Here is a 24,786-nt window from a genome sequence, read left to right as displayed (position 1 = left end):
ACCGCCGCCCTCAGCCACCTCGTCCTCATATCGCCGCCCGGATCTGCTCGGTCAGGGCGCGCATGTGCTGGTCGTGGGCCTGGGCGGCGGTGCGGCGGCCGTACCAGACCTCGGCGAACAGCTCGGTCGCGCCACCCAGCGGGCCGGCCACCGACGGCCGCTGCCCGCCGGCCATCGCGGCCAGCTCGGCCGCCGTCCAGCCCGGCTGGGACGGGACCAGGCGGGCGGCCACCAGCTCGCTCAACGTCACCCGCAGGCGCTGGCGGAGCGCTTCGGCGTACCGGCCCTCGGCGGCCAGCCGGTCGGCCAGCGTGAGGTCGGCGACCACCCTCTCGGGTTCGGCCGGCGTGATCACCGGCGCGGGGGCCTCGTCGTCGGCCACCGGGACCGGCTTCGGCTTCTTCTCGTTGCGGGGCCGGCGGCGCAGCCAATCGGGCCAGGCGAGACGTCGGGGCAGCCAGCGGGGCCAGAAATACCACAGCGCACCGGCCAGCGCCCCGAGGAAGAGCAGCAGCAGGATCGCGGTGCCGGCCGGAATCACGTCGAAGAGGCCGGCGGCGGCCTCGTCCCAGGCGCGGCTCACGGCACGTGCACCAGGGTCGTGCCGGTGTCGCCGCCGAGGCTCCGGGTCCGGTTGATCAGGATGTCGAGACCTTCGGTGCGGATGCGTACGTCCAGCAGCAGCACCGCCGAGACGCAGGCCAGAGCCGCGTACGCGACCGCGTTGCCGACCGCCCGCGCCGCCGGCACCACCCAGGTCTGATATTCCGGTTCCGCGCCGCTGACCAGCCGGACCAGCTCGGTCCAGCCCACACCCAGCGCCCCCCGCACCGCGGCCCAGCTCAGGTAGGCGACGATCAGGATCCAGAAGCCGCGCGCGGTCTGCCGCCCGGCCAGCCGCATCGCCCGCCCGAGCGGATTGCGCGCCCGGTCGATGACCAGCGCCGGCGCGGTCATCACGAAGAACCCGTAGAACACGGCCCAGGGGATGACCACGATCAGCGCGCCCACCGCGCCGACCGCCCCCAGCCAGAACGCCAGCCCGAGCGCGGCCGGCAGGCGGGCCCGCCGCCACAGCTCCCGGTGCCGCACCTCCTGCCCGAGCAGGGCCGGCCCGGCGGCGGCCGCGGCGTACGCCCCGAGCAGCGTGAGAATGAACAGCTCGGTACCGAACCCGGCGGCGACGGTGATCCACCACGGGATGAGGTATTCCTGCGCCGGCCCGTACCAGGGCGGTTCGAGGTGGGCCCAGGCCCGCAACAGCCCGAGCCCGGCCTGCTCGGCCGCCGCCAGCACCAGCGCGGCGCCGAACAGCGGCAGCGCCCGGCGCCGCAACAGCGCCACAGCCGCGTCCAGCAGCTCGCCGAGCGTCATCGGGCGCAGCGGAAGCTCCGGCTGCCCAGACATGCGGCGAATCCTATTTCACCCCGTCACCGGCCGCCGCCGCGTCCCTGGCCCATCGATGGTTATGGTGCTCAGGTGACCTATCGCATGACTCGGCGCGGCGTGCTCACCGCCTCGGCGGCCACCGCCGCCGCGGCCGTGGTGCCGTTCGGTACGGGTGGGCCGGCCACCGCCGCCGCCCGCTCGTTCAAGTTTTCCGTGCTCGGCACCTCGGACACCCACGGCAACGTCTACAACTGGGACTACTACCGGGACGCGGAGTACGACGACAGCGCCCACAACGATGTGGGGGTGGCCAAGCTGGCCGCCCTGATCAACCAGATCCGGGGCGAGCGCGGCACCACCACGCTGGTGCTCGACGCCGGTGACACGATCCAGGGGACGCCCCTGGCGACCTACTACGCCAAGCAGGAGCCGATCACCGAGACCGGTGCCAAGCATCCGATGGCCAGAGCTATGAACGTGCTGCACTACGACGCCGTCACGCTGGGCAATCACGAGTTCAACTACGGGTTGCCGCTGCTCAATCTGTGGATCGATCAGCTGGGGTTTCCGGCGCTGGCGGCCAACGCGGTGAACGTGGCGACGGGGCGGCCGGCCTTCCGCCCGTACCACATCAAGAAGTTGATCGTGGGTGGCGCGACGCTGCGGGTGGGGATCCTCGGCCTGACCAACCCGGGCGTGGCCATCTGGGACCGGGCCAACGTCGAGGGGCTGCTGCGCTTCGAGGACCTGGTCACGACCGCGGCCCGGTATGTGCCGATCATGCGCCGTAACGGGGCCGACATCGTGCTCGTGTCGGCGCACGGCGGGGACAGCGGCACCTCCAGCTACGGGCCCGAGCTGCCCAACGAGAACCCGAGCGCGCTGATCGCCGAGCAGGTGCCGGGCATCGACGCGATCCTGTTCGGCCACGCCCACAACGACGTGCCGCAGCGCTTCGTGACCAACCGCGCGACCGGCGACCAGGTGCTGCTGTCCGAGCCGTCGAAGTGGGGGCAGCGGCTGACCCGGATGGACTTCACGCTGACCCGGGAGCGCGGCCGCTGGTCGATCACCGGCAAGCAGGCGACCACGCTCAACACCAACACGGTGGCCGAGGACCCGGCGGTGCTCAAGGCCGTCCGCAAACAGCACAACACGACCGTGGCGTACGTGAACCAGGTCGTCGCCACCTCGACGGTGGAGCTGAGCGCGGCCGAGTCGCGGTACCGGGACACCCCGATCCTGGACTTCATCAACCGCGTGCAGACCGACACGGTGACCGCCGCGCTGGCCGGGACCGAGTACGCCGCCCTGCCGGTGCTCTCCATCGCGGCGCCGTTCAGCCGGACCGCCGTCTTCCCGCGCGGCGACGTGAAGATCAAGGATGTGGCCGGGCTCTACATCTACGACAACACCCTGGAGGCGGTGGTCCTCACCGGCGCTGAGGTGAAGGCCTACCTGGAGTATTCAGCCAAGTACTTCGTCACGCTCGCCCCGGGCGCGCCGGTCGACCCGGCCACGATCAGCGACCCGGCCGTACCGGACTACAACTACGACGTGATCTCCGGTGTCGGCTACGACATCGACATCAGCCGGCCGGTGGGGCAGCGGATCGTGCTGGACATCGACCCGGCCGCGCGGTTCGTGGTGGCCGTCAACAACTACCGGCGCAGCGGCGGCGGCAACTTCCCGGGCATCGTGAAGGCCCAGGTCTACAACGCCCAGCAGGAGATCCGGCAGTTGCTCATCGACCGGGCGCAGCAGCGCGGCGTGATCGACCCGGCCGACTTCTTCGAGCCCAACTGGCGGCTGGTCCGGGCGGGCGAGCCGGTCTTCCCGGCCTGAGTGAAGTACGCGGCGCACCCCTCCCCGCCGGGGGGTGCGCCGCGGGTCTCACTTCCGGCGGACGACGCTCCAGTTGGCGTTGGTGTCCGCGGTGACGGTCAGCGTGCCGGTCCGCTCGTCCTCCAGGGTCAGCGCACAGTCGTAGGTCCGGATCCCGGTGCGGTCCCGCGAGCCGATCGGGTCACAGTTCACCGCGGTCGCGCCGACGCCGAGCATGGTCTTGAGCTGGCCGTCGGTGCGCATCTTGGCCTCGACCTCGGTGGTGACCTTCTGCTCGGCGCCGCTGTAGATCGCCGGGTAGGCGACGAACACCAGGATTGCCGTCAGCACCGCCGACAACGCCATGGTCGCCGCCCAGGTGATCCAGTACGGCGCCGTGCCGTTGCCGCCGCGCCGGGCCTGGTCGGCGCGGCGGGCCGCCGAGATCGTGCCGAGGATGCCGAAGAAGAAGGTCCAGATCGCGACCGGCCACCACGCCGGCGGGGTGGGCCGGGCGGCGTTGCGCATCTCCTCCGGGTAGGGCACCAGCAGCTGCCCGGTCTGCGGGTAGGGCGCCTCCCACGGCGTTCCCGGGGCGGGCGGCGGCTCCGCGGCGGCCGCCGGCGGCGGGCTGGCCCACGGCGGGGCGGTCGGGTACGCCGGCGGGCTCTGCTGCTGGTGCGGCTGCTGCGGCGGGTACGGGAGTTGAGTCGTCATTGGCGGGGGCCTTTCCGGTTTCGGCTCGGTAGCAGTCATCGGCGGCCGATGCCGGGACCTGAGCCACTCCCCGTCACATTCGAGGAACGGCGATCTCCACCTGGAGCTCGGTCACCCAGGCGGCGTACTCGCCGGGCGGGCAGTCGAGGTAGATCTCGCGGGCGTAACCCTCGCCGACCGTGCGGTAGCCGTTGGCGTCGATCCAGGCGGCGATCGTCTGACCGGTGCGGAACGAGAGATCCATGTGCCCGTGGTGCAGCAACGTGGCCGCATGGTCCAGCGCCGGCAGCTCGTACACCTCGAAACCGGGGTCGGGTGGCGGCTCGCCGGCGATCGGGAACGCGGCGTACACGATGGCCGCCTCGTCCCGGGCCGCGCTGAAATCACGCTCGTACCAGGCCAGTGGCGCGCCGGTCATGCGTACCCCGGCCTGCTCCATCCGGTTTATCAGCTGCGGATAGAGCGGTGTGAGGGCCGGCGCGATGTCGGCCGCCAGGTAGTTGGCGATGGGTGCGCTCAGCTGGGCGACACGCTGCGCGGGCACGGATTTGAGTACGACCTCAGCGGTGTCCAGCACCCCGGCCGTCTCGATCATCCGCAGCCGTGCGTCCACCTGGGCCAGGCGCGTGTTGTCGGCGGCCACCTGCTCGGCCAGCTGGGCCCGCCGCAACCGCAGCATGCCGCGCAGCTCGGCCGGGTCCACCTTCTCACCGATCATGGTCTGGACCTGCTCCAGCGTGAAGCCCAGCTCTTTCAGCGCGACGATCCGGTTGAGGGGGTTGAGCTGGGCCGCGGTGTAGTAGCGGTAGCCGCTGGACCGGTCGACCCGGGCCGGCCGCAGCAGCCCGATGGCGTCGTAGTGCCGCAGCATCCGCACCGACACCCGGCCGAGGTTGGCGAACTCCCCGATGCCGAACACGACGGGTCAGGGCTGCGTGCCGCCGGCGCCGGCACCCTGCCCCTGGTTGGTGCCACCCTCGGTGCCGCCGCCCGGGTTCTCGCCGCCGCCGGGCGGGGTGCTCTCGCCGTCGCCGGGCGGGGGATCGCCGTCGTCCGGCGGGGTGTCCGGTGGCTTGCTGTCCTCCACCGGCGGCTTGGTCGTCTTCGACGGGGTCGGCGAGGACGACTTGCTCGGCGTCGCCTTCTTGGTCGGCAGCTGCGGGAGGTTGGGACCGCTGTCGTCATTGTCGTCGGCGTTGCGGGTCTCGACCGGCGTGGCCGGAGCCTCTGGCTCCTCGCTCTCGGTGTCCTTGACCGACGGCGTCGGCGTGGGCTTGAGTTCGGCGGTCTCACCGTTGGTGGGCCGCAGTGCCAGCGCCAGCGCCAGGCCGGCCGCGGCCAGCCCGAGGGCGATGACCATGACGAGCACGGCCAGCTGCCCGCGCGAGCCCTTGCGGCGCGGTGGCGGGGGCGGGGCCATCGGGATGTCGCGCGGCGTCGGCACCGCCCGGGTCGGGGGAGCGGAGGCCATCGCCGCCGGGCTCATCGGCGCGGTCAGCGACGTGCCGGTCAGTGAGGTGCCGGTCAGCGCCCGGTAGTCGAGCGGGCGCGTCGCGGCCAGGGCGGCCTCGGCGAACTCGGCGGCGCTGGTGAAACGGTCGTCCGGGTGCTTGGCCATCGCGCGGCTGATCAGCTCGCGGACCGGCCCGGGCACGTCGTCGGGCAGTGGCGGCGGCTCGTCCTCGAGGTGCATCAGCGCGACCTGGAGGGCGTTGTCGCCGTCGAACGGGGGCCGGCCGGCCAGGCAGTGGTAGGCCACCGCGCCGAGCGCGTAGATGTCGGTGGCCGGGCTCACCTTGCCCTTGGCGACCTGCTCGGGGGCCATGTAGAGGGCGGTGCCGACGATCGAGTTGACCCCGGTCACGCTGGTCACCGCGTTGGACCGGGCCACGCCGAAGTCGACCAGGATGACCGCGCCGGTCGGCCGGATCATCAGGTTGCCCGGCTTCACGTCGCGGTGGACGGTGCCGTTCTCGTGCGCGGCGTGCAGGGCGTCGGCCGCCTGGGACACGATCGACATGGTCTCGGTGACGTCGAGGCGGCCGACCTCCTTGAGCCGGGTGGACAACGGCTCGCCCTCGACATAGGCCATGACCAGGTAGGCGCACTGGTCGTCGCCGTCGCCGGTGGAGCTGGCGTAGTCGAACACCTCGACCACGCCCGGGTGCCGGAACGCCGCCATCATCCGGGCCTCGCCGTAGAACCGGGCCGAGAACTCCGGGTCGGACATCATGCTGTCGCGGAGCACCTTGACCGCGATGGTCCGGCCGAGCACGACGTCGGTGCCCTTCCAGACGTCACCCATCCCGCCCGTGGCGATGCGCTCGTCCAACCGGTAACGGTTGTCGAGGAGATGACCGACATCGAGCACCAGGCGGACCTATCTGTGTGGGGTGGTGGAGGGGACGCGGTGCAGGTGGGGCAGGTGTGACCGACGGACCATGCTAACCGGCCCGCGCGATCGACGACGGACCAGCGGTGGTACGCGGCGGCCCGCCGCCGTGCCGGCGATCAGCTCGGCCCGACGCCCTGACCTGGTGTCTTCCCGTTCGGTGACGACCACCCGCCGGATCGCCGGCCGGTGGTGACCCGGGGACTGTGCCGAGAACCACTCGTCAGCACAGCGTAAGGCCGCCGGGCGGAACGGCGCTCCGACCGGCGGCGGGTCGCTCAGGACTCGTGGTAGCCGCGCGTCTCGGGTGTCACGATCGCCGCCGAGTCGGCCAGTTCCTGCTCCTCCTCGAAGGCCTGCCGCTCGGCCGCCGCCCGGGCCGCGTTGGCCGCCGCCCAGCCGACCGCCACGCCGATCAGGCCGGCCCCGATCAGCAGCCCCCAGGGCAGGCCCCGACGCCGCCCGGCCAGGGCGTCGGCGGCCAGCGCGGCCCTGGTCCAGGCCTCGTCCTTGGCCGCCGCGACCCGGTCACCGGCGGTGCCGGCCAGCTTGAGCCCCGAGCTCTGGGCCTGGGCCGCGAACTCGGCCGCCTGGTCGGCGAACCGCGCTGATTTCTGCGCCGCCCGGTCGGCGACCCGCGAGGACGTGCGCGACGCCCGGTCGGCGAACTTGGCCGATCGCCGCGCGGCCTTGTCGGCCAGCTTGGACGACTTCTTCGCCGCCCGGTGCGCCAGCTTGGACGCCCCGGAGCTGGTCACATCGACCGCGTGCACGCCCGCGTCACCGGCCGTGGCGACCGCGGACGACAGATATTCCCACGCCTGAGCAGCCGTCTGCTCAGCCTTGTTCTTCCTCGACATCGCCTGTCCCGCCTTCCGGTCCGCCAGGTTCATCCCACCGTGCCCAACGCGCGCGGCGGGCAAACACCACGCGCGTCACGCCCGCGCAAACATGCCACGTCCTCGCAACCGGCACGATCTTCTGCATGCTGCATCAGGCAGCGGTGGCAACCCTCCGCAGTGATGTTGTCAATAGATCGTCACCACCGGAAAAGAACTGGACCGGGCTGAGTAGGGTTGGACGCGTTTGCATGGCCGGCACTCAGGTGGCTAACAGGTTCGGTGCATAGCCTGGCGGGGCAGTTTCACCGGACTCTTCGGGGGTAACCGACCCCGGCTTTTGGAGCAGACGCCCGCGGGCAACCCGGGTGGGTGGAGGTTGAGGCGTGACGCTGTCGATAACACGGACGGCCACCGACCAGACGGTCGAGGTGGCACCCGCGGGGGAGATCGACGTGGAGAACGCGTACATGATCAAAGACGCGGTGGCGGCCGCGATGGCGGAGGGGACGCCGAAGCGCATCGAGCTCAACATGCAGGATGTGACGTTCATCGACTCGGTGGGAATCAGCGCTCTGGTGAGCGCACATCAGGTGGCCGGCATCTCGGGGGTAAAGGTCGTGGTCACGCGGCCGAGCCGGTTCGCCCATCGACAACTGTGGGTGACCGGGCTGCTGGGGTTGTTCGGCAACCCGGCTCCGCACGGCGAGGGGGCGAGCCACCCAGCGGTGTCGGGAACCTGACACCTTTAAGCTTCCTTTTGCACCGTGGTCGCGCCACAGGAGTTGCGGAAAGATCCGCTCCCGTGGCGCGACTTCTGTTTGGGACGAGCATCGACCGGCGGTACGTGCTCGTCCGCGCCATCGGCCAGGGCGGCGTCTCCACCGTCTATGCCGCGGTGGACGCCGCCGACGGCCGTGAGCGCGCCGTCAAGATCCTCGGATCCGGCAGCGACGCCCGCCGCGAGGCCGTGCTCACCGACCGGCTGCGGCACCCGAGCGTGCCCCGGGTCTTCGCCTACGGCCAGGCACCGCTGCCGGACGGCACCGTGGCCCCCTACCTCGTGCTCGAACTGCTGCGCGGCCGGCCGTTGACCGAACGCCTGACCGGCGGCCCGCTGCCATGGCGGAGCGCCGCCCGGATCGCCGCCGCCACCGCCGACGTCCTGGCCGTGGCCCACCGCCGCGGCGTGGCCCATCGCGACCTCTCGGCCCGCAACGTGATGCTGACCCCCACCGGCCCCAAGATCATCGACTTCGGGCTGGCCCGGCCGGTCGACTCACCCGGCCCGGCTACCGACGGGTCAGGGCGGGTCGGGCCGGTCGACTGGCCCGACCCGGTCGCCGACGGGTTCGGGCGGACCCGGCTGGGCGACTGGCCCGGCCCGGTCGCCGACGACGTCTACACGCTGGGCGTGCTCCTCTACGAGATGGTGACCGGGCGTTCGCCGTACCCGCCGGCCGTGGCCGCCACCATCCGGGTCGCCGGCCGGACCGCCCACCTGGCGCCGACGCCGGTCCTGGCCGTGCCCGGGCTGCCGTCCCGCCTGCGCGACCTGGTCCGCGACTGCATGGCCAAGACGCCGCGCCTGCGCCCCACGGCCCGCGAGGCGGCCCGCGACCTCTGGTCCCTCCTCGACACCCCCAAAACCGCCCCCCTTGCCTAAACCCAGTGGTAGCCCCGCGCGCCGTCCCGCCCCGCGCCACCGCCCGGCCCTAGCACCCCCGCCTCTAGTGGGACGGGGCGGTGGGTGGTGGGTCAGAAGGCGGGAGTCTGGACGCGGATCGACTCGAGGTTGAGTCGCACGTCACGATTTTCCGAGGGGGACCGCAGCGGCGTCACGGAGGCGTACCCCTCGGCCAGCGCGGCCAGATCCGTACCCGGCTCGAGGTTTTCCTGCGCCGCCTGCACCGCCGTGCGCACGAAACCCTCGGACCGCTCCGCGATGCTCACCTGCACCTGCCCGAACCGGGCCAGCGCCGTCCGCCGCAGCCCCCGGATCCCGTCGACGTGCAGGTCGGGCACGTTGAGGTTGAGGATCGTGCCGGCCGGCGTGTGGGCCAGCACCGGCAGCAGCTGCACGGCCAGGCCGGCCGCGCTGCCCCAGTGTCGCTTCTCGTCGTCGGCCTGGTCGATCGCGTCGGGTGCGCCGCCGCCGGCCGCCGCCGGGGTGAGCACGTCGAGCGAGACGGCCAGCCCGCGCAGACCGGCGTGAGCCGCGGTGAGCGTGGCCCCGACCGTGCCCGAGTGCACGACGGCCGCCCCCGCGTTGGCGCCGCGGTTGATCCCGGAGAGCACCACCGCGGGCGCCGCGCCGAAGGCGTCGCGCAGCGCCAGCAGCACGATGAAGGCGGGCGAGGCGGCCACCCCGTACGCGGGCACGTTCCGGGCGCCGGCCAGCTCACGCGGCTCGACGACGATCTTGCCGTCCTCCTCGATCGCGGTCATCGACGCGCTGCTGCCGCTGGCCTCGGTCATCGGCGCGGCCACCACGACGTCGTGCCCGGCCCGCTGCGCGGCCTTGGCCAGCCAGCGGAGGCCGGGCGCGTCGATGCCGTCGTCGTTGGTGATCAGGATGCGTTCGCTCATGTGTCGAACACCATGACCCGGCTCATGCCCCAATTGTCACGGATGTCCGTGCGGAGCGCCGGGCGAACGGAAGATCAGTAACGCAGCACCGTGGTGGAGAGTTCGAGGAGCACGTCGGCGAGATCGGGGCGGGACCGCAACAGCTCTTCCAGCCGTACGCGCCAGGCGCCGCGCTCGATGTCGGCCACCCGCCGGTCGCCGCCGGTGCGTACCTGGTTGTCCAGCAGCCGTTCCCGGGTCGTGGACAGCGCGTCGTGCACGTCCGGGCCGAGCCGCCGCCTCACCTGCTCGGCGAAGTCCTGGTAGTAGGGCGCCTCCGCCATGACGACGAAGGCCCGGGCCGCGTTCCAGATGACGCGGGGCTGGTGCGTGACCGTGGTCATGCCCCTCATGATGCGCCCGCTGTGACGGCCGCCACAACCGGGTGACCTCAGTGGTCGGCATATCGGGCATCCGCGTGGCGGAGGCCCGATATGTGTACCACTGGAAGGGTCACCAGCCGGCCGGTGTGCACCCGCCCCCGGCGCCCACCGGCTCGACCTGCAGCGTGGCGTGCTCGATGGCGAAGTCGTCGTGCAGCGCCTCGCGCGCCCCGGCCAGCACCTGGCCCAGTTCGGCGGCGGGTTCCAGGCTGAGGTGGGCCGACGCCACGTCCATGCCCGAGGTCAGCGTCCAGACGTGCAGGTCGTGCACGTCGCAGACGCCGGGCACGGCGGCGAGCCGGTCGCGCACGACGGTCACGTCCAGGTGTTTGGGCGCGGCCTGGACCAGGATGCGTACGGCCGACCGGGCCAGCGCCAGGGTCCGCGGCAGGATCATCAGCGCCACCAGCACGGCGACGATCGGGTCGGCGTACGACCACCCGGTCAGTGCGATCACCACGGCGGCGACGATCACCCCGGCCGAGCCGAGCAGGTCACCGATCACCTCGAGGTACGCCCCGCGCACGTTGATGCTCTCGGCCGCGCCCGCCCGGAGCAGCAGGAACGCCACGATGTTGACGATCAGCCCGCCGGTGGCGACCAGGAACATCCAGCCGGCCGGCACGTCGGGCGGGTCGGTGAACCGGCGGACCGCCTCGATCAGCACGTAGATCGAGACGCCGGTGAGCAGCAGCGCGTTGGCCAGCGCGGCGAGCACCTCGAGGCGGTAGAGCCCGAAGGTGCGTTGCGAGTCGGCGCCCGGCGGCCGGGCGGCGGCGGTGATCGCGGCCAGGGCCATCCCGATGCCGAGCACGTCGGTGAACATGTGGCCGGCGTCGGAGAGCAGGGCGAGGGACCCGGTGGCCCAGGCGGCCGCGGCCTCGACCAGCATGAACGCCGCCAGCAGGCCGCCCGCCCACCACAGCCGGGTGCGGTGCCGCCCACCGGCGTGCTGGACCGCGCTCCCGTGGTCGTGACCGGCTCCCATGACACAACCCTCCGACGCGGCGGCAGACCCCAACCAATATATGTTCGTATTGCTATGTGTGCAATTTGAACCTGATTGCCATTGCCGGGGTACGCCCGGATGACCACCGCTCCCATCGGGAAGGAACGTCACCAGTGTTCAAGCGAACTCTCGCGATCGCGACCATGGCCGCCCTGGCCGTCACCGCGGGCGCCGTACCCGCCTCGGCGTCGCAGGGACATCTCCGGACCGCCTTCGACCTGCCCGCCGGGTTCCAGCCCGAAGGCATCGCGATCGGTAAGGCTCCGTACGCGTACCTCGGCTCCCGGGCCGACGGCGACATCTACCGCGTGAACCTCGAGTCGGGCCGCGGCAAGGTCGTCTCGGAGGGCCCGGGCACCCCGTCGCTCGGCTTCAAACTCGACCGGGACGGCCGGCTCTTCGTGGCCGGCGGCACCGGCGGCGACGCCCGCGTCATCGACTCACGCAGCGGCCGCGTGCTCAAGTCGTACACGCTGCAGACCGGCACCGCCTTCATCAACGACGTCACGCTGGCCGGCGGCTCGGCCTGGTTCACCGACTCGGCCAACCCCAACCTGCACCGGGTCAAGTTCGGCCGGCACGGCGCACTGCCCGGCGTGGCCAAAGCGGTGCCGCTGACCGGCGACATCGTCTACCAGACCGGCAACAACGCCAACGGCATCGCGCCGACACCGGACGGCCGCGGGCTGATCATCGTCCAGTCCAACACCGGCCTGCTCTTCCGGACCAGCTGGACCGGCGTCACCCGGAAGATCGACACCGGCGGCGTGCTGGTCACCAACGGCGACGGGCTGTGGCTGCGCGGCCGGTCGCTGTACGTCGTGCAGAACCGCGACAACAAGATCACCGAGATCAAGCTGGACAGCGCGGCCACCCGGGGCACCGTCGTGTCGACCACGACCTCGGACGCCTTCGACGTGCCGACCACGATCGCCGAGTACGCCGGGCGGCTCTACCTGCCCAACGCCCGATTCACCACGCCGGCCGAGCCGACCACGCCCTACAACGTCACCTCAGTCCGCATTCCGTGACGGCAGCCAGCCCGGATCGGTGCCCACGGTGGTGAGGCGCTGAGTGGCCCGGGAGAGCGCGACATAGAGCGTCCGTACGCCGGACGGGTCGACCGCGATCTCTCCCGGGCCGACCAGCACCACCGCGTCGTACTCCATGCCCTTGGCCTCCAGAGCGGTCACCACCTGCACCCGCTCGGGCAGACCGGGCAGCCAGGACGCCACCTCGTCGCGGCGTGGCACCGGGGCGATCACCCCGATCGTGCCATCCACCTCGCTGAGCTGCTTCTCGGCCAGATCACGGACCGCGTCGGGCAGCTGCGCGGCCGCCACCACCAGGTCGACCGGCTCCACGCCGGTGCTGCGGACCGCGGTCGGCAGCGGCAGATCCGGCATGATCGTGCGGATCACCGAGGCGGCCACCGCGAAGATCTCCGACGAGTTGCGGTAGTTCGTGGTCAGCGCGTACGTGTTGCGCTTGCGCGAGCCCAGCGCCTTCTCCCGGGCCCGGTCCAGCTCGGCCGGGTCACCCGACCAGGCCGTCTGCGCCGGGTCACCGACCACCGTCCAGGACGCGTACTGCCCGCGGCGGCCGATCATCCGCCACTGCATCGGCGACACGTCCTGCGACTCGTCCACCACCACGTGGGCGTAGTCGCGGTAGTCCTCGTCCCGCTCGACCGCCTGAGCCCGGGCCGCGGCCATCCGGTCCGACTGGGTGGTGACCTCCTGGATGCCGTCGCGTACGTGGAACGGGTTGACCTTCTTCCGCTGCGGCTTGCGGGGCCGGCCCATCAGCTCGTCCAGCTCGTCCAGCAGGGCCACGTCGGCGATCGTGGGCTCGGCGCCGAAGCTGCCCTCCAAGGTCGCGATCTCGGTGCGACTCAAGATCCCCGTCGCGTACGCCCGGAGCCGCGCCGCCTCCCGCAGCCAGCTCAGGACGCGCGCCGGGGTGAGCCGGGGCCACCACGCCTTGAGGAAGTCCCGGAAGTCGCCCCGGTCGGCCAGCTCGGCCTCGAAGTCCCTCTTCTCCGGCAGGCCGGTCACCTTGAGCTGCCGCGCCTGCGCCCACAACGCGTCGAAGATGCCGTCGAAGCCCGCCCCGCGTACCTCGTTGCGCCGGGCCCCCCGCGGCAGCGCCCGCCGCCGGACCTTCTCCAGATCGGCCTGCCCCAGCCGCAGCAGCGTCCCCCGGTAGAGCAGCCGCAACTCCTCCGGCGCGCCCGGCACCGCGTCGTGCGAGGCTCGCTCCAGCACCTTGCGCATCCGCAGCGAGCCCTTGATCGCGGCCACGTCGGTCGGGTCGGTGCGCTCGGCCGAATACCCCGCCACCAGCGACCCCAGCGACCGCAGGGTGGCCGTGTCCTCGCCCAGCGACGGCAGCACCGTGGCGATGTAGTTGACGAACACCCCCGACGGCCCGACGACCAGGATGCCGCCCCCGGCGAACCGGCTCCGGTCCGAGTACAGCAGGTACGCCGCCCGGTGCAGCGCCACCGCGGTCTTGCCGGTGCCCGGCCCGCCGGTCACGATCGTCACACCGGAGGCGGGGGAGCGGATCGCCTCGTCCTGCTCGCGCTGGATGGTGGCGACGATGTCGCGCATGCCCGCCCCGGTCGCCTTGGACAGGCTGGCCAGCAGGGCGCCGTCACCGACGACGCGCATGTCCGCCGGCGCCGCGTCCGGGTCGAGCAGGTCGTCCTCGATGCCGGTGACCTTCTCGCGGCTGGACTGGATCATCCGTCGCCGGACCACGCCCATCGGGTCGGCCGGGGTGGCCCGGTAGAACGCGGCCGCGGCCGGCGCCCGCCAGTCGACCACCAGCGGCTGCGAGTCGTCGTCGCGGATGCCCATCCGGCCCACGTAATGCACCGCGCCGGTGTTCAGGTCGAGGCGGCCGAAGACCAGGCCCTCGTACTCGGTGTCCAGCGCGTGCCGCCGCCGGGCCGCGTGGAACACCATCGCGTCCCGCTCGACCAGCGCGCCGTACGTGCCGACCCCGGCCAGGCGGTAGCCCTCCTTCTCCGCCCGGGAGGCGTTCCGCCGCAGCTCCGCGAGCCGGGCGTAGACCCGGTCGACGTGCTCCTGCTCGACGGCGATCTCCTGCTGAAGGATGGTGGCGTCGCTCAAGTTCGTTCTGCTCCCTCGTGGTCCGTCCCCTCCCCGCGACCGCGTGCGGCGTCGGTTCCGCCGCGACCGGCGACCGGCCGCGACCTCACCGCCGGCGCGCGTGCGGCTGCGGTTCCGCCGCGGCCAACGACCGGCCGCGACCTCACCGCGACCGCGAGCGGCTGCGAAAGAGGGACAGTCGAACCTACTCCTGAGCAACGCCCCGCGTCGATTACGGCACGCTAAGCGGCTTCGCCGAGACCGTTTGCCGGCCCGCGGCGGCCATGCTTCAGCCGCGTCGCGCCGGCCGCCCGGGCGGTCACGTCGCGGATCGCCTTGGTCACCGCGCGCGGCCGCTCCAGCATCAGCATGTGCCCGGCGCCCGGCAGGAGGCTCAGCTCCGCGCCCGGAATGGCCCCGGCGATCGACTCCGCGCAGGCCGGGGGAGTGAGCCGGTCACTGTCACCGACCAGAACCGCGGTGGGTACGCCGTGCCAGGCGGCCAGCGTCTCCAACCGCTGCTGGGCCCCGATCGACGACCGGAAGGCACCGATCGACCGCAGCGAGGCGCGTCCCACCCCGCTCATCGTCACGGTCAGCGCGGCGTCGTCGCACTCGTCGCCGAACAGCAGCCAGCGGACGGTCGGCCGCAGCACCGGCGTCATCATCCGGTGCGGCCGCCACGTGCCGCAGCGGGCCAGCACGCCCGCACCGATCGTCTCGTAGTACCGGAACAGCGACGCCACCTGGGCCGGCAGCCCGTAGCGGGTGTGCGTGTGACCCTCAGCGGTGGTCGAGACCAGGACCAGCCCGGCGACCCGGTCGGCGAACTCGTCCGGGTGGCCGGCGGCGTACTCCATGATCGTCATGCCACCGAGGGAGTGCCCGGCCAGCACGATCGGCCCGTCCGGGGCGGTCACCCGGATCACCTCGGCCAGGTCGGCGCCGAGCTGCGGCAGGGTGGCGGACTCGAGAACGGTGGACGAGGAGCGGCCGTGGCCCCGGGCGTCGTAGGCGACCATCCGCACGTCACCGAGCGCTTCGAGCTGGCGGTGCCAGATGCGGCGGTCGAGGCACCAGCCGTGCAGCAGGATGACGGTCACCGGTGCGTCGGCCGGGCCGGACGTCTCGACATGCAGCCGTACGCCGTCCGGAAGGGTCACTTCCGAGCGCTCGGGCATGGGCACCTCCGTGAGTCGCACACCCCCGTCGTACCCACGGGTAATAAGCATCACGCCTGCAGCTGCAAATTGCAAAGGCGGTTTCCCGACCGACGTGACCTGCGTCGCACCACGTGTCTGAGTCGTTTCACTCGGCGAGAATGCCTGTATGACGGCCCCTTCGCCCTCCGCAACGGTCACCCCTGCCAGCGCGCTGGCCGCCCTGGTCGCCGGCAACCGCCGCTTCGTCGGCGGCCGCCCCCAGAACGGTCACGACGTCTCCGCCGCCGCCTCCGTGTCCGGTGGCCAGCAGCCGCACGCCGTCGTGCTGGGCTGCATCGACTCCCGTGTGCCGCTGGAGGCGATCTTCGACCAGACGTTCGGCTCGATCTGCGTGGTCCGCTCGGGCGGGCACGTGGTCGACCGGGCGGTGGCCGGCTCGGTCAGCTTCGCGGTGGACGCCCTCGGTGTCCCGCTGATCGTGGTGCTCGGCCACGTCCGCTGCGGCGCGGTGACCGCCACGGTCGAGGCGCTTCGGGCCGGCGAGCACCCCGGCGGTGACGTCGGCTACCTGGTCGACGAGATCACCCCTGCGGTACGCGCGGTCGGCGCCGACGACCCCGATGCTCCCGACAAGGCGATGCGCGCCCACGTGGCCGCCACCGTCGAGCGGATGCGCACCCTGCCCGGCATCCCCGAGGCGATCGCCGCCGGTCGTGTAGACGTGGCCGGCGCCGTCTACGACCTGGACACCGGCTGGGTCGAACTTCTCACCTGACCGCCCCCGCCCCTCCCACCCCAGTGGTAGCCGGCGCGCCTTCGGCCCGGCGAGCACCGCCCGTTCCTACCACCGCGAACCCCAGTTGTGGCCGGGCGTGCCTGAGGCCTGGGCGCCCTGGGCGGGGCAAGAGCCGCCTGGGGCTACCACGACCGCGTTGGTGGTGACGTAGCGGAAGTGGCGCAGCGGGAAGGACGGCAGCCCGGTGAGCCGGCCACTGTCGATGCTGGGCCGGGTTGTATCCGCGGAGCGGATGGGGTGAGGGGGCAGGACGACCCGGCGGTGGGGCAGGGAGGGGGAGCGGCGACTGGCCGGCGGGTGGGCCACGGGACCGTGCGTCGGCCGTACCCGGAAATGGTCTTGATCTTCAGGAAATGCGAAAACGCCCATCCTTCCCTCGGCGGGAGGATGGGCGTCGCGCGTGGTGCGGGTGGATCAGCTCTCGAAGACGCCGGCGGCGGCGAGGCGCTTCTCGGTGTCGGCCCAGCCATGGCCCGGGTTGGCGGCGTCGAGGGCCTCGAGCTCCGAGCGGATCTTCGGACCGTGACCGGCCGCGGCCAGGCCACGGATCTCCTCGACGAAGGCGTCGGAGTCGGTCTTGAGGTGGTTGGTGCGGCCGTTGGTCAGGTTGCGCACGTAGGCGAAACGGCCGTCGGCCAGCGGGATCAGGTACTTGTACTCACCAAGAACGCTGAGCGCGCCGCCTGAACCCGCACCGGCGCGGACTGATGCGCGGGCGGTCTTTGAGGTGTTGCTCGCCACGGCGGTACTCCTAAGGGAAAAGCGAGAGCAGAAAAAAGTCCGGAGTAATCCTACACGAGGGCGGCGGCGCCGTGCCGTCGGAGCAGGTCCGGGCGTTAGGCCCGGTGTGCCCCTGTGGTCGTTCCCATAGTCGATATTGCGGTTTCTCTGGCGCACCATCCGTGGCATTGGGCATCATGGGACACGATCAACCGAGGTCGAGGTCGTAGGGGAAGACGCACCTCGTCTCCGGGAGGTCACCGTGCAAACGTGTGGCGTCGTATACGTCCACTCGACCCCACTCGCCGTGTGCCAGCACGTCGAGTGGGCGATCGCGCGCGTCCTCACCGCGCCGGTCACCCTGCACTGGACGGCGCAGCCGGTCGATCCGGCCATGCGCCGGGCGCAGTGTTCCTGGTCGGGACGACAGGGGACTGGCGCCGAGCTGGCTGCTGCCCTCAGACAGTGGCCCATGATCCGTTTCGAGGTCACCGAGGAGCCCAGCCCGGGCGTCGACGGTGAGCGCTTCATGCACGTGCCCGGCCGCGGCCTGTTCCGAGGGACGATGGGCGCGTCCGGCGACATCCAGATCGGCGAGGATCATCTCCGCTCGATCATGGCGTCGGCGCGGGCCCCCGAGGCGCTCTCGCACGCCCTGGAGAAGGCCCTGGGCACGGCCTGGGACGCCGAGCTGGAGCCGTACCGCTACGCCGGCGACGGCGCCCCGGTAACCCTGCTCACTCGAGTGGGATGACCCAACTACAAAGAGCCACGGCATTCCCGTCCCGACTCTCAGGCCGCCACGGGATTCCCGTCCCGACTCTCGGGCTGCCACGGGATTCCCGTCCCGACTCTCGGGCTGCCACGGGATTCCCGTCCCGACTCTCGGGCTGCCACGGGATTCCCGTCCCGACTCTCGGGCTGCCACGGGATTCCCGTCCCGACTCTCAGGCCGCCACGGGATTCCCGTCCCGACTCTCAGGCCGCCACGGGACTCCGTCCCCGCGATTGCCCCGCAAATGAGATGAGCCGCGTTTTTCGCCACCCGCGGGGTTTGCGGGCGACGAAAAACGCGGCTCATCTCATTTGCTCAAACGGGGCAATCGCCGCCGAGCGGAGCGAGGCCAGCAAACTCAGCAGCCGTATGCAACCAGCTCAACCACCTCAACCAGCTCAACCTCAAACTCGAGTGAACACCAGCGCCACGTTGTGCCCACCGAACCCGAACGAGTTGTTGATCGCCGCCGGGATGTCCATGTGCCGGGCCTTGTGGGCCGCCACATCGAGATCCAGAGCGTCGTCCGGGTCGTCCAGGTTGATGGTGGGCGGGACGACACCCTCGCGGATGGCCAGGACCGTGGCGATCGACTCGAGCGCGCCCGCCGCACCCAGCAGGTGGCCGGACATGCTCTTGGTCGAGGTGAGCACCGGGTGGTCACCGATGGCGGCACGGATGCCGTGCACCTCGGTCATGTCACCGACCGGGGTGGACGTGGCATGGGCGTTGATGTGCACGATGTCGGCCTTGGTCAGGCCGGCGTCCTGGATCGCCCGGGTCATCGCCCGGATGCCGCCCTCACCCTTGGGGTGCGGCTGGACGATGTCGTAGCCGTCCGAGGTGATGCCGGCCCCGGCGAGCCGGGCGTAGATCTTGGCGCCGCGGGCGACGGCGTGGTCGGCCCGTTCGAGGATCAGCGACCCGGCGCCCTCGCCGAGCACGAACCCGTCCCGGCCCTTGTCCCACGGACGGGACGCGCGCTCGGGGTCGTCGTTGCGTGTCGACATGGCCCGCATCGCGGCGAAGCCGGCCATCGGCAGCGGGTGCACGACGGCCTCGGTGCCGCCGGTCACCACCACGTCGGCGCGGCCGGAGCGGATGATGTCCAGGCCCAGGGACATGGCCTCGGCGCCGGTGGCGCAGGCGCTGGCCATCGAGTGCACGCCGGCCTTGGCGCCCAGTTCGATGCCGACGTACGCGGCCGGGCCGTTGGGCATGAGCATCGGCACGGTGTGCGGGCTGACCTTGCGTGGCCCGGAGGCCTCCAGGATGTCGTCCTGGATGAGCAGGGTCTGCGCGCCCCCGATGCCGCTGCCGAAGCTGACCGCCAGCCGCTCCCCGTCCAACCCCGAGTCGGCCAGGCCGGAATCGGCCCAGGCCTGGTGCGCGGCGATCAGCGCGATCGCCTCGGACCGGTCGAGCCGGCGGAGCTTGACCCGCTCGAGGACCTCGGACGGTTCGACCGCCAGCTGGGCGGCGATGCGTACGGTGAGCTGCGCGGCCCACTCCTGAGTGAGAGCACTCACCCCGGAGCGGCCGGCGAGCATGGCGTCCCAGGTGGACGCGACGTCCCCGCCCAACGGGGTGGTCGCGCCGAGCCCGGTGACGACGACGTCCGTGTTGCTCATGTCAGTGGTTCGCCTCGATGAACGAAACGGCGTCGCCGACGGTCTTCAGGTTCTGGACCTCGTTGTCGGGGATCTTCACACCGAACTTCTCCTCGGCGGCGACCACGACCTCCACCATGGAGAGCGAGTCGACGTCCAGGTCGTCGGTGAAGGACTTCTCCTCGGCGACGTCGTCCGGGTTCACGCCGGCGACCTCCTCGAGGATCTCGGCGAGGCCGGAGGTGATCTCAGCGCGGGTTGCCATCGTTAAAGGTTTCCTTCCATCGGTTGGGGTCGCTCACGGACAGCGGATGACCTGTCCGGCGTAGGTGAGGCCGCCGCCGAAGCCGAACAGCAGCACCGGGGCGCCGGACGGCACCTCCCGGCGCTCGATCAGCTTGGACAGGGCCAGCGGCATGCTCGCCGCGGAGGTGTTGCCCGACTCGACCAGGTCCTTGGCCACGACGACCTCGGGGCCGAGCCCGAGCCGCTTCACGATGCCGTCGATGATCCGGGTGTTGGCCTGGTGGGGCACGAAGGCGGCGAGCTCGCTCGGCTTGATGCCGGCCCGCTCGCAGGTCTCGATGGCGAACGGGGCGAGCGCGGTGGTGGCCCAGCGGAAGACGATCTGGCCCTCCTGCTCGATGTACGGGCGCCAGCCCTCGATCCGCAGCACGTCGCCCTTGTCCGGGGCGGATCCCCAGAGCACCGGGCCGACGCCCGGCTGCTCGCCCTCGGGCACCCCGGTCACCACGGCCGCGCCGGCCCCGTCGCCGAACAGCACCGCGGTCGAGCGGTCGTTCCAGTCGGTGAAGTCGGAGAGCTTCTCGGCGCCGATCACTATCGCGTTGCGCGCGGCGCCGGCCCGGATCGCGTGGTCGGCCGTGCCCAGCGCGTACGAGAAGCCGGAGCAGGCCGTGTTCAGGTCGAAGGCGGCCGGCGCGGCGATGCCGAGCCGGGACGCGACCCGGGTGGCGACGTTCGGGCACCGGTCGACCGAGGTGCAGGTGGCCACGGCGACCATGTCGATGTCGGCCGCGGTCAGGCCGGAGTTGGCCAGTGCCTTCTCGGCGGCGAAGGTGGCCATGTCGGCGACCGTCTCGTTGACCGCGAGCCGGCGCTCGGCGATGCCGACCCGGTCGCGGATCCAGGCGTCGTTGGTGTCGACGACCTGGGCCAGGTCGTTGTTGGTGACGATCCGGGACGGTTGGTAATGGCCCATCGCGACGATGCGGGAACCAGCGTTCATCGGGCAGCTCCTTCGTTCGCGGTGCCGGTCGGGGCGGTCACTGCGCCGTGCCGTGCCGGGCGACCAGGTCGCGGGCGGCGGGCAGGTCATCGGGGGTGTTGAGGGTCAGGATCTCGGGGGCGCCGTCGCCCTTGAGCTCCCGCTTGACCAGGCCGGCGAGCGTGCCGGCCGGCGGCAGTTCGATGATCGCCGTCACGCCGAGGTCGCGCAGCGTACGCATGCACAGGTCCCAGCGCACCGGAGCGGTCACCTGACGCACCAGGCGCCCCAGCATCTCGCGCCCGTCGCCGACCGCCGTGCCGTCGAGGTTGGACAGCAGCGTCCGGGCCGGGTCGCTCGTGGTCACGCCGTCCGCCACCGCCGCCAGGGCGGCCTCGGCCGGGGACATGTACGGCGTGTGGAAGGCGCCCGCCACCGGCAGCGGCCGCACCCGGGCACCGTCGGGCGCGAGCTGCGCCAGGGCGTCCAGGGCGCCGGCGGCGACGATCTGGCCGGCGCCGTTGCGGTTGGCCGGGTAGAGCTTGGCCTCCTCGATCGCGGCGACCACGGTGTCGGCGTCGCCGCCCAGCACCGCGCTCATCCCGGTCGGTTCGAGGGCGCAGGCGGCGGCCATCTCGCGGCCGCGCAGACCGGCCAGGGTGACTGCCGATTCGGGGGTGAGCACCCCGGCCAGGGCGGCGGCTCCGAGCTCGCCGACGCTGTGCCCGGCGACCAGGTCGACGCCGGTCATCGGCAGGTGCGCGGCGGCGAGCAGGGCGGCCGCGACGAGAAGGGGTTGCGTACGCGCGGTGTCTTTGATCTCCTCGGCGTCGGCTTCGGTGCCCAGGTGGATCAGGTCGACCCCGGCGGCGACGGACCACCAGCGGAGGCGGGACTCGGCGCCGGGGAGCGCGAGCCAGGGGGCGAGGAAGCCGGGCTTCTGGGAGCCTTGGCCGGGGGAGAGTACGGCGAGCACGGTCTTGACTCTCCCGGATGTTGGTGCGTTGCGCGGCTGCTGCACTGTACGAAACCCTACGACGGACGTTGGAGGATTCCTACAAGGGCTAGGCGGACTCGCCGGTAAAAGGGTGATTTATCGCCTGAACGTTCTCTCAAAGCTGCGAGTGATTCACGTCGCAGGATCGAGCCGCCCCAGGCTCAGCGCCATCCGCAGGGCGAACCCCTCCCGCCCGTCCAGCGGCGACAGGCCGGTCAACTCGGCCACCCGCTTCAGCCGGTATCGGACCGTGTTCGGATGCACGTACAACTCGCGGGCCGTGCTCTCCAGCACCCCACCGGTGGTGAAGAACGCGTCCAACGTCTCCAGCAACCCGCCGCCCGCCTTGACCAGGGCGCCGTACGCGTCGTGGCGCAGCACCCGCCGCGCCTCCGGATCACCGGCCAACGCCCGCTCGGGCAGAAGATCGTCGGCCGCCACCGGGGTCGGCGCCCCCGGCCAGGCCGGCGCCGCGCGGAACCCCGCCAGCGCCGCCCGCGCCGACTCGGACGCCTGATCCAGCGACGGCACGGCCGGCCCGACCACTACCGGTCCCTCGCCGAAACAGGCCCGCAACTGGTCCGCGGTCAGCTTCGGATCGTCCGTACCCCCCACGACAACGACCAGACGCTCACCGTGTACGCCGCAGATGACCTCGACCCGCGCCCGCCGCGCGGCCCGATAGACCCCGTGCATCACCGCGGTGATGTCCCCACCCGGCGACCGCCCCACCACCACCGAGACGGGAGGTTTGTCGGTCCAGCCCAGCGCCGACGCCCGGCTGGCCACGCTGTCCGGTGCGTCCCCCCGCAGCAGCGCGTCCATCAGCAGCGCCTGCAGCCGCGCGTCCCAGGCCCCGCGCGACTCGGCCGCCCGCGCGTACACCCGGGCCGCCGAGAACGCGATCTCCCGCGAGAACTTGAGGATGGCCGAGTTGAGCGCCTCCTCCTCACCGGCCGCCGCCAGCGCGTTCACCTCGGCCTCGGCCACATCGATGGTCACCTTGATCAGCGCCACCGTCTGCGTCAGCGTGATCGACCGGGCCAGCGCCCGCGGCGCCGCCGCGAACACCTCGTCCGAGATCTCCTGCGAATCCCCGCCGATCGTCCCGCCCGACCGCAGCCACTCCACCAGCGACCGCACACCGGCCTGGGCCACCAGCATCACCCACGACCGCTGATCGGCCGGCAGTGCCCGGAACCACGGCAGCGTCTCATCCATCTTGGCCACGGCCGCGGTGGCCAGCTTCCCGGCGTGCCGCTCGATCCGGCGCAGAGTGGCGGCGAGGGGCGGCTTGATGTCCGGGCTGGCCTCACGCTTGCCGGCCCGAGGGCGCGCGGTCCTGTCCTCCGGCTTCGCCGCCGGCTCGCCTTCGCGCTGCTCGCTCGTGGGCTGCTCGCTCTCGGGTTGCTTGCCTTCGCGCTGCTGGCCTTCGGGCCTTTCGCCGGGCTCGTTGTCGTCGGGCTCGTCTTGGGGCCTGCCGTCAGGCTTGCCGTCCCGCGCCGCGTCCACGGGTCCAGCCTCGCACGGCGCACCGCCCCGACCGAAGTGCCTCGCGTGTGACGATCATCAGTGTGCGCCTCCGCTGCCCGGCCATCGCCGCCATCCTCTACGCCCTGCTCACCGTCGCGGTGCTGCTCGGCTGGCCGCGCACCCCCGACCGGGCCGTGTCCGACGCCCTGCGCACCTTCGGGCGTACCCATCAGACTTTGATCGACATCATCCGGGTCCTGACCGACGCGGGCTCGACGATCCCGTTCCTCGCCGTCGGGCTCACGCTGGGTGCGACCTTGCTGGTACGCCGTAAACGCCGCGAAGCCGGCCTGACGCTGTCGGTCACCGTGCTGATCCCGATCCTCTGGTCGCTGTCCCACTGGCTGGTGCCGCACTCCCGCCCACCGGACGGCTTCATCCACCTGACCTCCTATGGTTTCCCGAGCGGCCACACCGCCAACGCCACCGCGGCCGCCCTCGTGGCCGTCCGGCTCCTGGGTTCACGCCGGCTCGTTCGTGGCTGCGCGATCGGCTTCGTCGTCTTCGTCGGGATGAGCCGCGTCCTGCTTCTGGCGCACTACCCATCTCAGGTGATCGGTGGGGTGCTGCTTTCCGCGGCGGTGGTGCCGGTGTTGGCCGGGGGATGGGTCCCTCTGAGCCCGGCCGGCCGGGCTCGTCCCCGCTGATCTCTCGGCGGCCCCTGCTCGATCGGTGCATCATTTTGCGTCGCCTGCGTCCCAACCCAGTGGTAGCCCTGAGCGGCATCCGGGCCTTGGATGCCGCTCAGGGCTACCACTGGGTTGCCTGCGTTGCCTGCGTTGCCTGCGTCGCGCCGGCCCCCCTCGCCTGCGCCCGCCGCCTCCCCCACCCCGGCACTGGGTGGGCCGTCACGTTAGCGCCCCGGAACGACGATTTCCGAAGTTATCCACAGGCTTACCCACAGCTCGGGACGCGGCCGTGCACGTGCGTCTGCCTGTGCCCTTTCGCGGGATCTGAGCTGCGGCCGAGCCGATGAAGATCCTTTTTCCGCGATCTTCATGACCGTGCCGACACGCTCGGTGATGTTGACCGTGCCAGATCCCGTAGGACGTCCCCGGCTCGACGGATTTCCTGATCTCGCACGGTGCATAGCGGTTGAGCTGGGGAAGTAACGGGCGAATCAGACGTTCGCGGGTTGCGCGGGAGTAGTCGATCACGGCAGCATGCTTCTTCGTGCCATGGGTGGCTTCATGGAGGCCGTCACGGAGCGTATTGGTATTTGGTGACCATGGAGTGAGCGAGCAAGGATGGGCGGCGGTTATCCGCGATGGCTGTGTCGTTTGGGAACTTTTGCACCATCTGACCGTTATTGCAGTGGGTCTGTGCCGCGATTCCGGTCGGTGAGCTGGCACAGTGTCGACCTGAATCACAGGGCGGCAGGCTTCATGACCGCCCCGAGCGTGCCGATGGAACCGGGCAACCGGCGAGGAGAGGAGGCCACATGAACGACCGCGAAGACGGGCCGCTGTGCGCCGAACCCGAACCCGCCGAGGCCGAGGAGGCCCCGCTCGCCGCGCTGCCGGTTCCTGAGGACGAGGCGGACACTCCCGGTCGCGGTGGTTGCCGCACTCGGCTGCGGGGCTGGGCCGGAGCCCACCTGCACGGTGCGGTGCGCCCGCGGCGCCGGGCCGCCGGTCGGGGCCGGCCGCCGGGCCGCTGGTGCT

24 protein-coding genes and 1 pseudogene are annotated in these 24,786 nt (G+C 71.8%); 8 read left to right on the top strand and 17 right to left on the bottom strand.

Annotation, left to right across the window (positions count from 1 at the left end; genetic code table 11):
- Window positions 1-25: 25 nt before the first annotated feature.
- Both ACGFIO_RS31015 and ACGFIO_RS31010 read right to left on the bottom strand, forming a co-directional pair.
- Window positions 26-583 carry a DUF4129 domain-containing protein gene (locus tag ACGFIO_RS31015; protein WP_392831381.1) on the bottom strand — a complete coding sequence of 186 codons (558 nt, stop codon included), beginning with the start codon at window positions 581-583 and terminating at the stop codon, window positions 26-28.
- Window positions 580-1,407, bottom strand: a complete 828-nt coding sequence (locus tag ACGFIO_RS31010; protein ID WP_392831379.1) for a hypothetical protein — start codon at window positions 1,405-1,407, stop codon at window positions 580-582. Before ACGFIO_RS31010 ends, ACGFIO_RS31015 begins: the two co-directional genes overlap by 4 nt.
- 84 nt (window positions 1,408-1,491) lie before the next feature.
- Between ACGFIO_RS31010 and ACGFIO_RS31005 the strand changes: the two genes are divergently transcribed.
- Complete coding sequence (locus ACGFIO_RS31005) at window positions 1,492-3,234, top strand: bifunctional metallophosphatase/5'-nucleotidase (RefSeq protein ID WP_392831564.1); 1,743 nt, start codon at window positions 1,492-1,494, stop codon at window positions 3,232-3,234.
- A gap of 48 nt (window positions 3,235-3,282) precedes the next feature.
- On the opposite strand, the gene ACGFIO_RS31000 is transcribed toward ACGFIO_RS31005, so the two are convergent.
- The 4 genes from ACGFIO_RS31000 to ACGFIO_RS30985 all read right to left on the bottom strand — a co-directional run bounded on the left by ACGFIO_RS31000 (window position 3,283) and on the right by ACGFIO_RS30985 (window position 7,182).
- Window positions 3,283-3,930 (bottom strand): hypothetical protein, encoded by a 648-nt coding sequence (locus ACGFIO_RS31000; protein ID WP_392831376.1) that lies wholly within the window; start codon window positions 3,928-3,930, stop codon window positions 3,283-3,285.
- A gap of 73 nt (window positions 3,931-4,003) precedes the next feature.
- On the bottom strand, window positions 4,004-4,849 hold the full coding sequence (locus ACGFIO_RS30995; protein WP_392831374.1) for a MerR family transcriptional regulator: 846 nt from the start codon (window positions 4,847-4,849) through the stop codon (window positions 4,004-4,006).
- Window positions 4,850-4,855: 6 nt separating this feature from the next.
- Window positions 4,856-6,301, bottom strand: coding sequence for a serine/threonine-protein kinase (locus ACGFIO_RS30990; RefSeq protein WP_392831371.1), 1,446 nt, complete (start codon window positions 6,299-6,301; stop codon window positions 4,856-4,858).
- Window positions 6,302-6,600: 299 nt separating this feature from the next.
- Window positions 6,601-7,182 carry a hypothetical protein gene (locus tag ACGFIO_RS30985; protein ID WP_392831369.1) on the bottom strand — a complete coding sequence of 194 codons (582 nt, stop codon included), beginning with the start codon at window positions 7,180-7,182 and terminating at the stop codon, window positions 6,601-6,603.
- Window positions 7,183-7,547: 365 nt separating this feature from the next.
- On the opposite strand from ACGFIO_RS30985, the gene ACGFIO_RS30980 reads away from it, so the two are divergent.
- Together ACGFIO_RS30980 and ACGFIO_RS30975 are read left to right on the top strand one after the other, a co-directional pair.
- Entirely contained in the window at window positions 7,548-7,904 is a 357-nt protein-coding gene (locus ACGFIO_RS30980) for an STAS domain-containing protein (RefSeq protein WP_392831367.1), read from the top strand.
- A gap of 62 nt (window positions 7,905-7,966) precedes the next feature.
- Complete coding sequence (locus ACGFIO_RS30975) at window positions 7,967-8,827, top strand: serine/threonine-protein kinase (protein ID WP_392831365.1); 861 nt, start codon at window positions 7,967-7,969, stop codon at window positions 8,825-8,827.
- 92 nt (window positions 8,828-8,919) lie between these two features.
- Here ACGFIO_RS30975 and surE read toward each other — a convergent pair whose 3' ends face one another.
- From surE to ACGFIO_RS30960, 3 genes are all read right to left on the bottom strand, one after another.
- Window positions 8,920-9,750, bottom strand: coding sequence for a 5'/3'-nucleotidase SurE (gene surE / locus ACGFIO_RS30970; RefSeq protein WP_392831362.1), 831 nt, complete (start codon window positions 9,748-9,750; stop codon window positions 8,920-8,922).
- 74 nt (window positions 9,751-9,824) lie between these two features.
- Window positions 9,825-10,133 (bottom strand): hypothetical protein, encoded by a 309-nt coding sequence (locus tag ACGFIO_RS30965; RefSeq protein WP_392831359.1) that lies wholly within the window; start codon window positions 10,131-10,133, stop codon window positions 9,825-9,827.
- 109 nt (window positions 10,134-10,242) lie between these two features.
- Window positions 10,243-11,160, bottom strand: coding sequence for a cation diffusion facilitator family transporter (locus ACGFIO_RS30960; protein ID WP_392831357.1), 918 nt, complete (start codon window positions 11,158-11,160; stop codon window positions 10,243-10,245).
- 134 nt (window positions 11,161-11,294) lie between these two features.
- Here ACGFIO_RS30960 and ACGFIO_RS30955 point away from each other — a divergent pair, with 134 nt between their 5' ends.
- Complete coding sequence (locus ACGFIO_RS30955; protein WP_392831354.1) at window positions 11,295-12,212, top strand: SMP-30/gluconolactonase/LRE family protein; 918 nt, start codon at window positions 11,295-11,297, stop codon at window positions 12,210-12,212.
- Here ACGFIO_RS30955 and ACGFIO_RS30950 read toward each other — a convergent pair.
- Window positions 12,195-14,321, bottom strand: coding sequence for a HelD family protein (locus ACGFIO_RS30950; RefSeq protein ID WP_392831351.1), 2,127 nt, complete (start codon window positions 14,319-14,321; stop codon window positions 12,195-12,197). The genes ACGFIO_RS30955 and ACGFIO_RS30950 overlap by 18 nt on opposite strands.
- A gap of 221 nt (window positions 14,322-14,542) precedes the next feature.
- Window positions 14,543-15,481, bottom strand: a complete 939-nt coding sequence (locus tag ACGFIO_RS30945) for an alpha/beta fold hydrolase (RefSeq protein WP_392831348.1) — start codon at window positions 15,479-15,481, stop codon at window positions 14,543-14,545.
- A 148-nt stretch (window positions 15,482-15,629) separates the two neighbouring features.
- Here ACGFIO_RS30945 and ACGFIO_RS30940 point away from each other — a divergent pair, with 148 nt between their 5' ends.
- Window positions 15,630-16,238, top strand: a complete 609-nt coding sequence (locus ACGFIO_RS30940) for a carbonic anhydrase (RefSeq protein ID WP_392831346.1) — start codon at window positions 15,630-15,632, stop codon at window positions 16,236-16,238.
- A gap of 435 nt (window positions 16,239-16,673) precedes the next feature.
- On the opposite strand, the gene ACGFIO_RS30935 is transcribed toward ACGFIO_RS30940, so the two are convergent.
- Window positions 16,674-17,000 (bottom strand): hypothetical protein, encoded by a 327-nt coding sequence (locus tag ACGFIO_RS30935; protein ID WP_392831344.1) that lies wholly within the window; start codon window positions 16,998-17,000, stop codon window positions 16,674-16,676.
- A 241-nt stretch (window positions 17,001-17,241) separates the two neighbouring features.
- Between ACGFIO_RS30935 and ACGFIO_RS30930 the strand changes: the two genes are divergently transcribed.
- Window positions 17,242-17,733: a DUF3145 domain-containing protein gene (locus tag ACGFIO_RS30930; protein ID WP_392831342.1), complete on the top strand. Its 492-nt coding sequence runs from the start codon at window positions 17,242-17,244 to the stop codon at window positions 17,731-17,733.
- 425 nt (window positions 17,734-18,158) lie between these two features.
- On the opposite strand, the gene fabF is transcribed toward ACGFIO_RS30930, so the two are convergent.
- The 5 genes from fabF to ACGFIO_RS30905 form a co-directional block, all read right to left on the bottom strand.
- Window positions 18,159-19,385: a beta-ketoacyl-ACP synthase II gene (gene fabF, locus ACGFIO_RS30925; RefSeq protein ID WP_392831340.1), complete on the bottom strand. Its 1,227-nt coding sequence runs from the start codon at window positions 19,383-19,385 to the stop codon at window positions 18,159-18,161.
- A gap of 1 nt (window position 19,386) precedes the next feature.
- Window positions 19,387-19,629, bottom strand: a complete 243-nt coding sequence (locus ACGFIO_RS30920; protein WP_023359558.1) for an acyl carrier protein — start codon at window positions 19,627-19,629, stop codon at window positions 19,387-19,389.
- A 33-nt stretch (window positions 19,630-19,662) separates the two neighbouring features.
- Entirely contained in the window at window positions 19,663-20,613 is a 951-nt protein-coding gene (locus ACGFIO_RS30915) for a beta-ketoacyl-ACP synthase III (protein WP_392831336.1), read from the bottom strand.
- A 37-nt stretch (window positions 20,614-20,650) separates the two neighbouring features.
- The gene (locus tag ACGFIO_RS30910) at window positions 20,651-21,568 is read right to left on the bottom strand and encodes an ACP S-malonyltransferase (protein WP_392831334.1); all 918 of its coding nucleotides are present in this window, start codon (window positions 21,566-21,568) and stop codon (window positions 20,651-20,653) included.
- 153 nt (window positions 21,569-21,721) lie between these two features.
- Window positions 21,722-22,888 carry a PucR family transcriptional regulator gene (locus ACGFIO_RS30905; protein WP_392831562.1) on the bottom strand — a complete coding sequence of 389 codons (1,167 nt, stop codon included), beginning with the start codon at window positions 22,886-22,888 and terminating at the stop codon, window positions 21,722-21,724.
- Between the two features lie 260 nt (window positions 22,889-23,148).
- Here ACGFIO_RS30905 and ACGFIO_RS30900 point away from each other — a divergent pair, with 260 nt between their 5' ends.
- Both ACGFIO_RS30900 and ACGFIO_RS30895 read left to right on the top strand, forming a co-directional pair.
- Complete coding sequence (locus ACGFIO_RS30900) at window positions 23,149-23,769, top strand: phosphatase PAP2 family protein (protein ID WP_392831332.1); 621 nt, start codon at window positions 23,149-23,151, stop codon at window positions 23,767-23,769.
- Window positions 23,770-24,563: 794 nt separating this feature from the next.
- Window positions 24,564-24,786, top strand: a pseudogene (locus ACGFIO_RS30895) (hypothetical protein); the annotation flags it as partial.

Source organism: Actinoplanes sp. NPDC049265, from assembly GCF_043197135.1.
In the GTDB taxonomy this organism is placed as follows: domain Bacteria; phylum Actinomycetota; class Actinomycetes; order Mycobacteriales; family Micromonosporaceae; genus Actinoplanes.
Note: the sequence above shows the minus strand (reverse complement) of the source record. Positions and strands in the feature narration are given on the sequence as shown.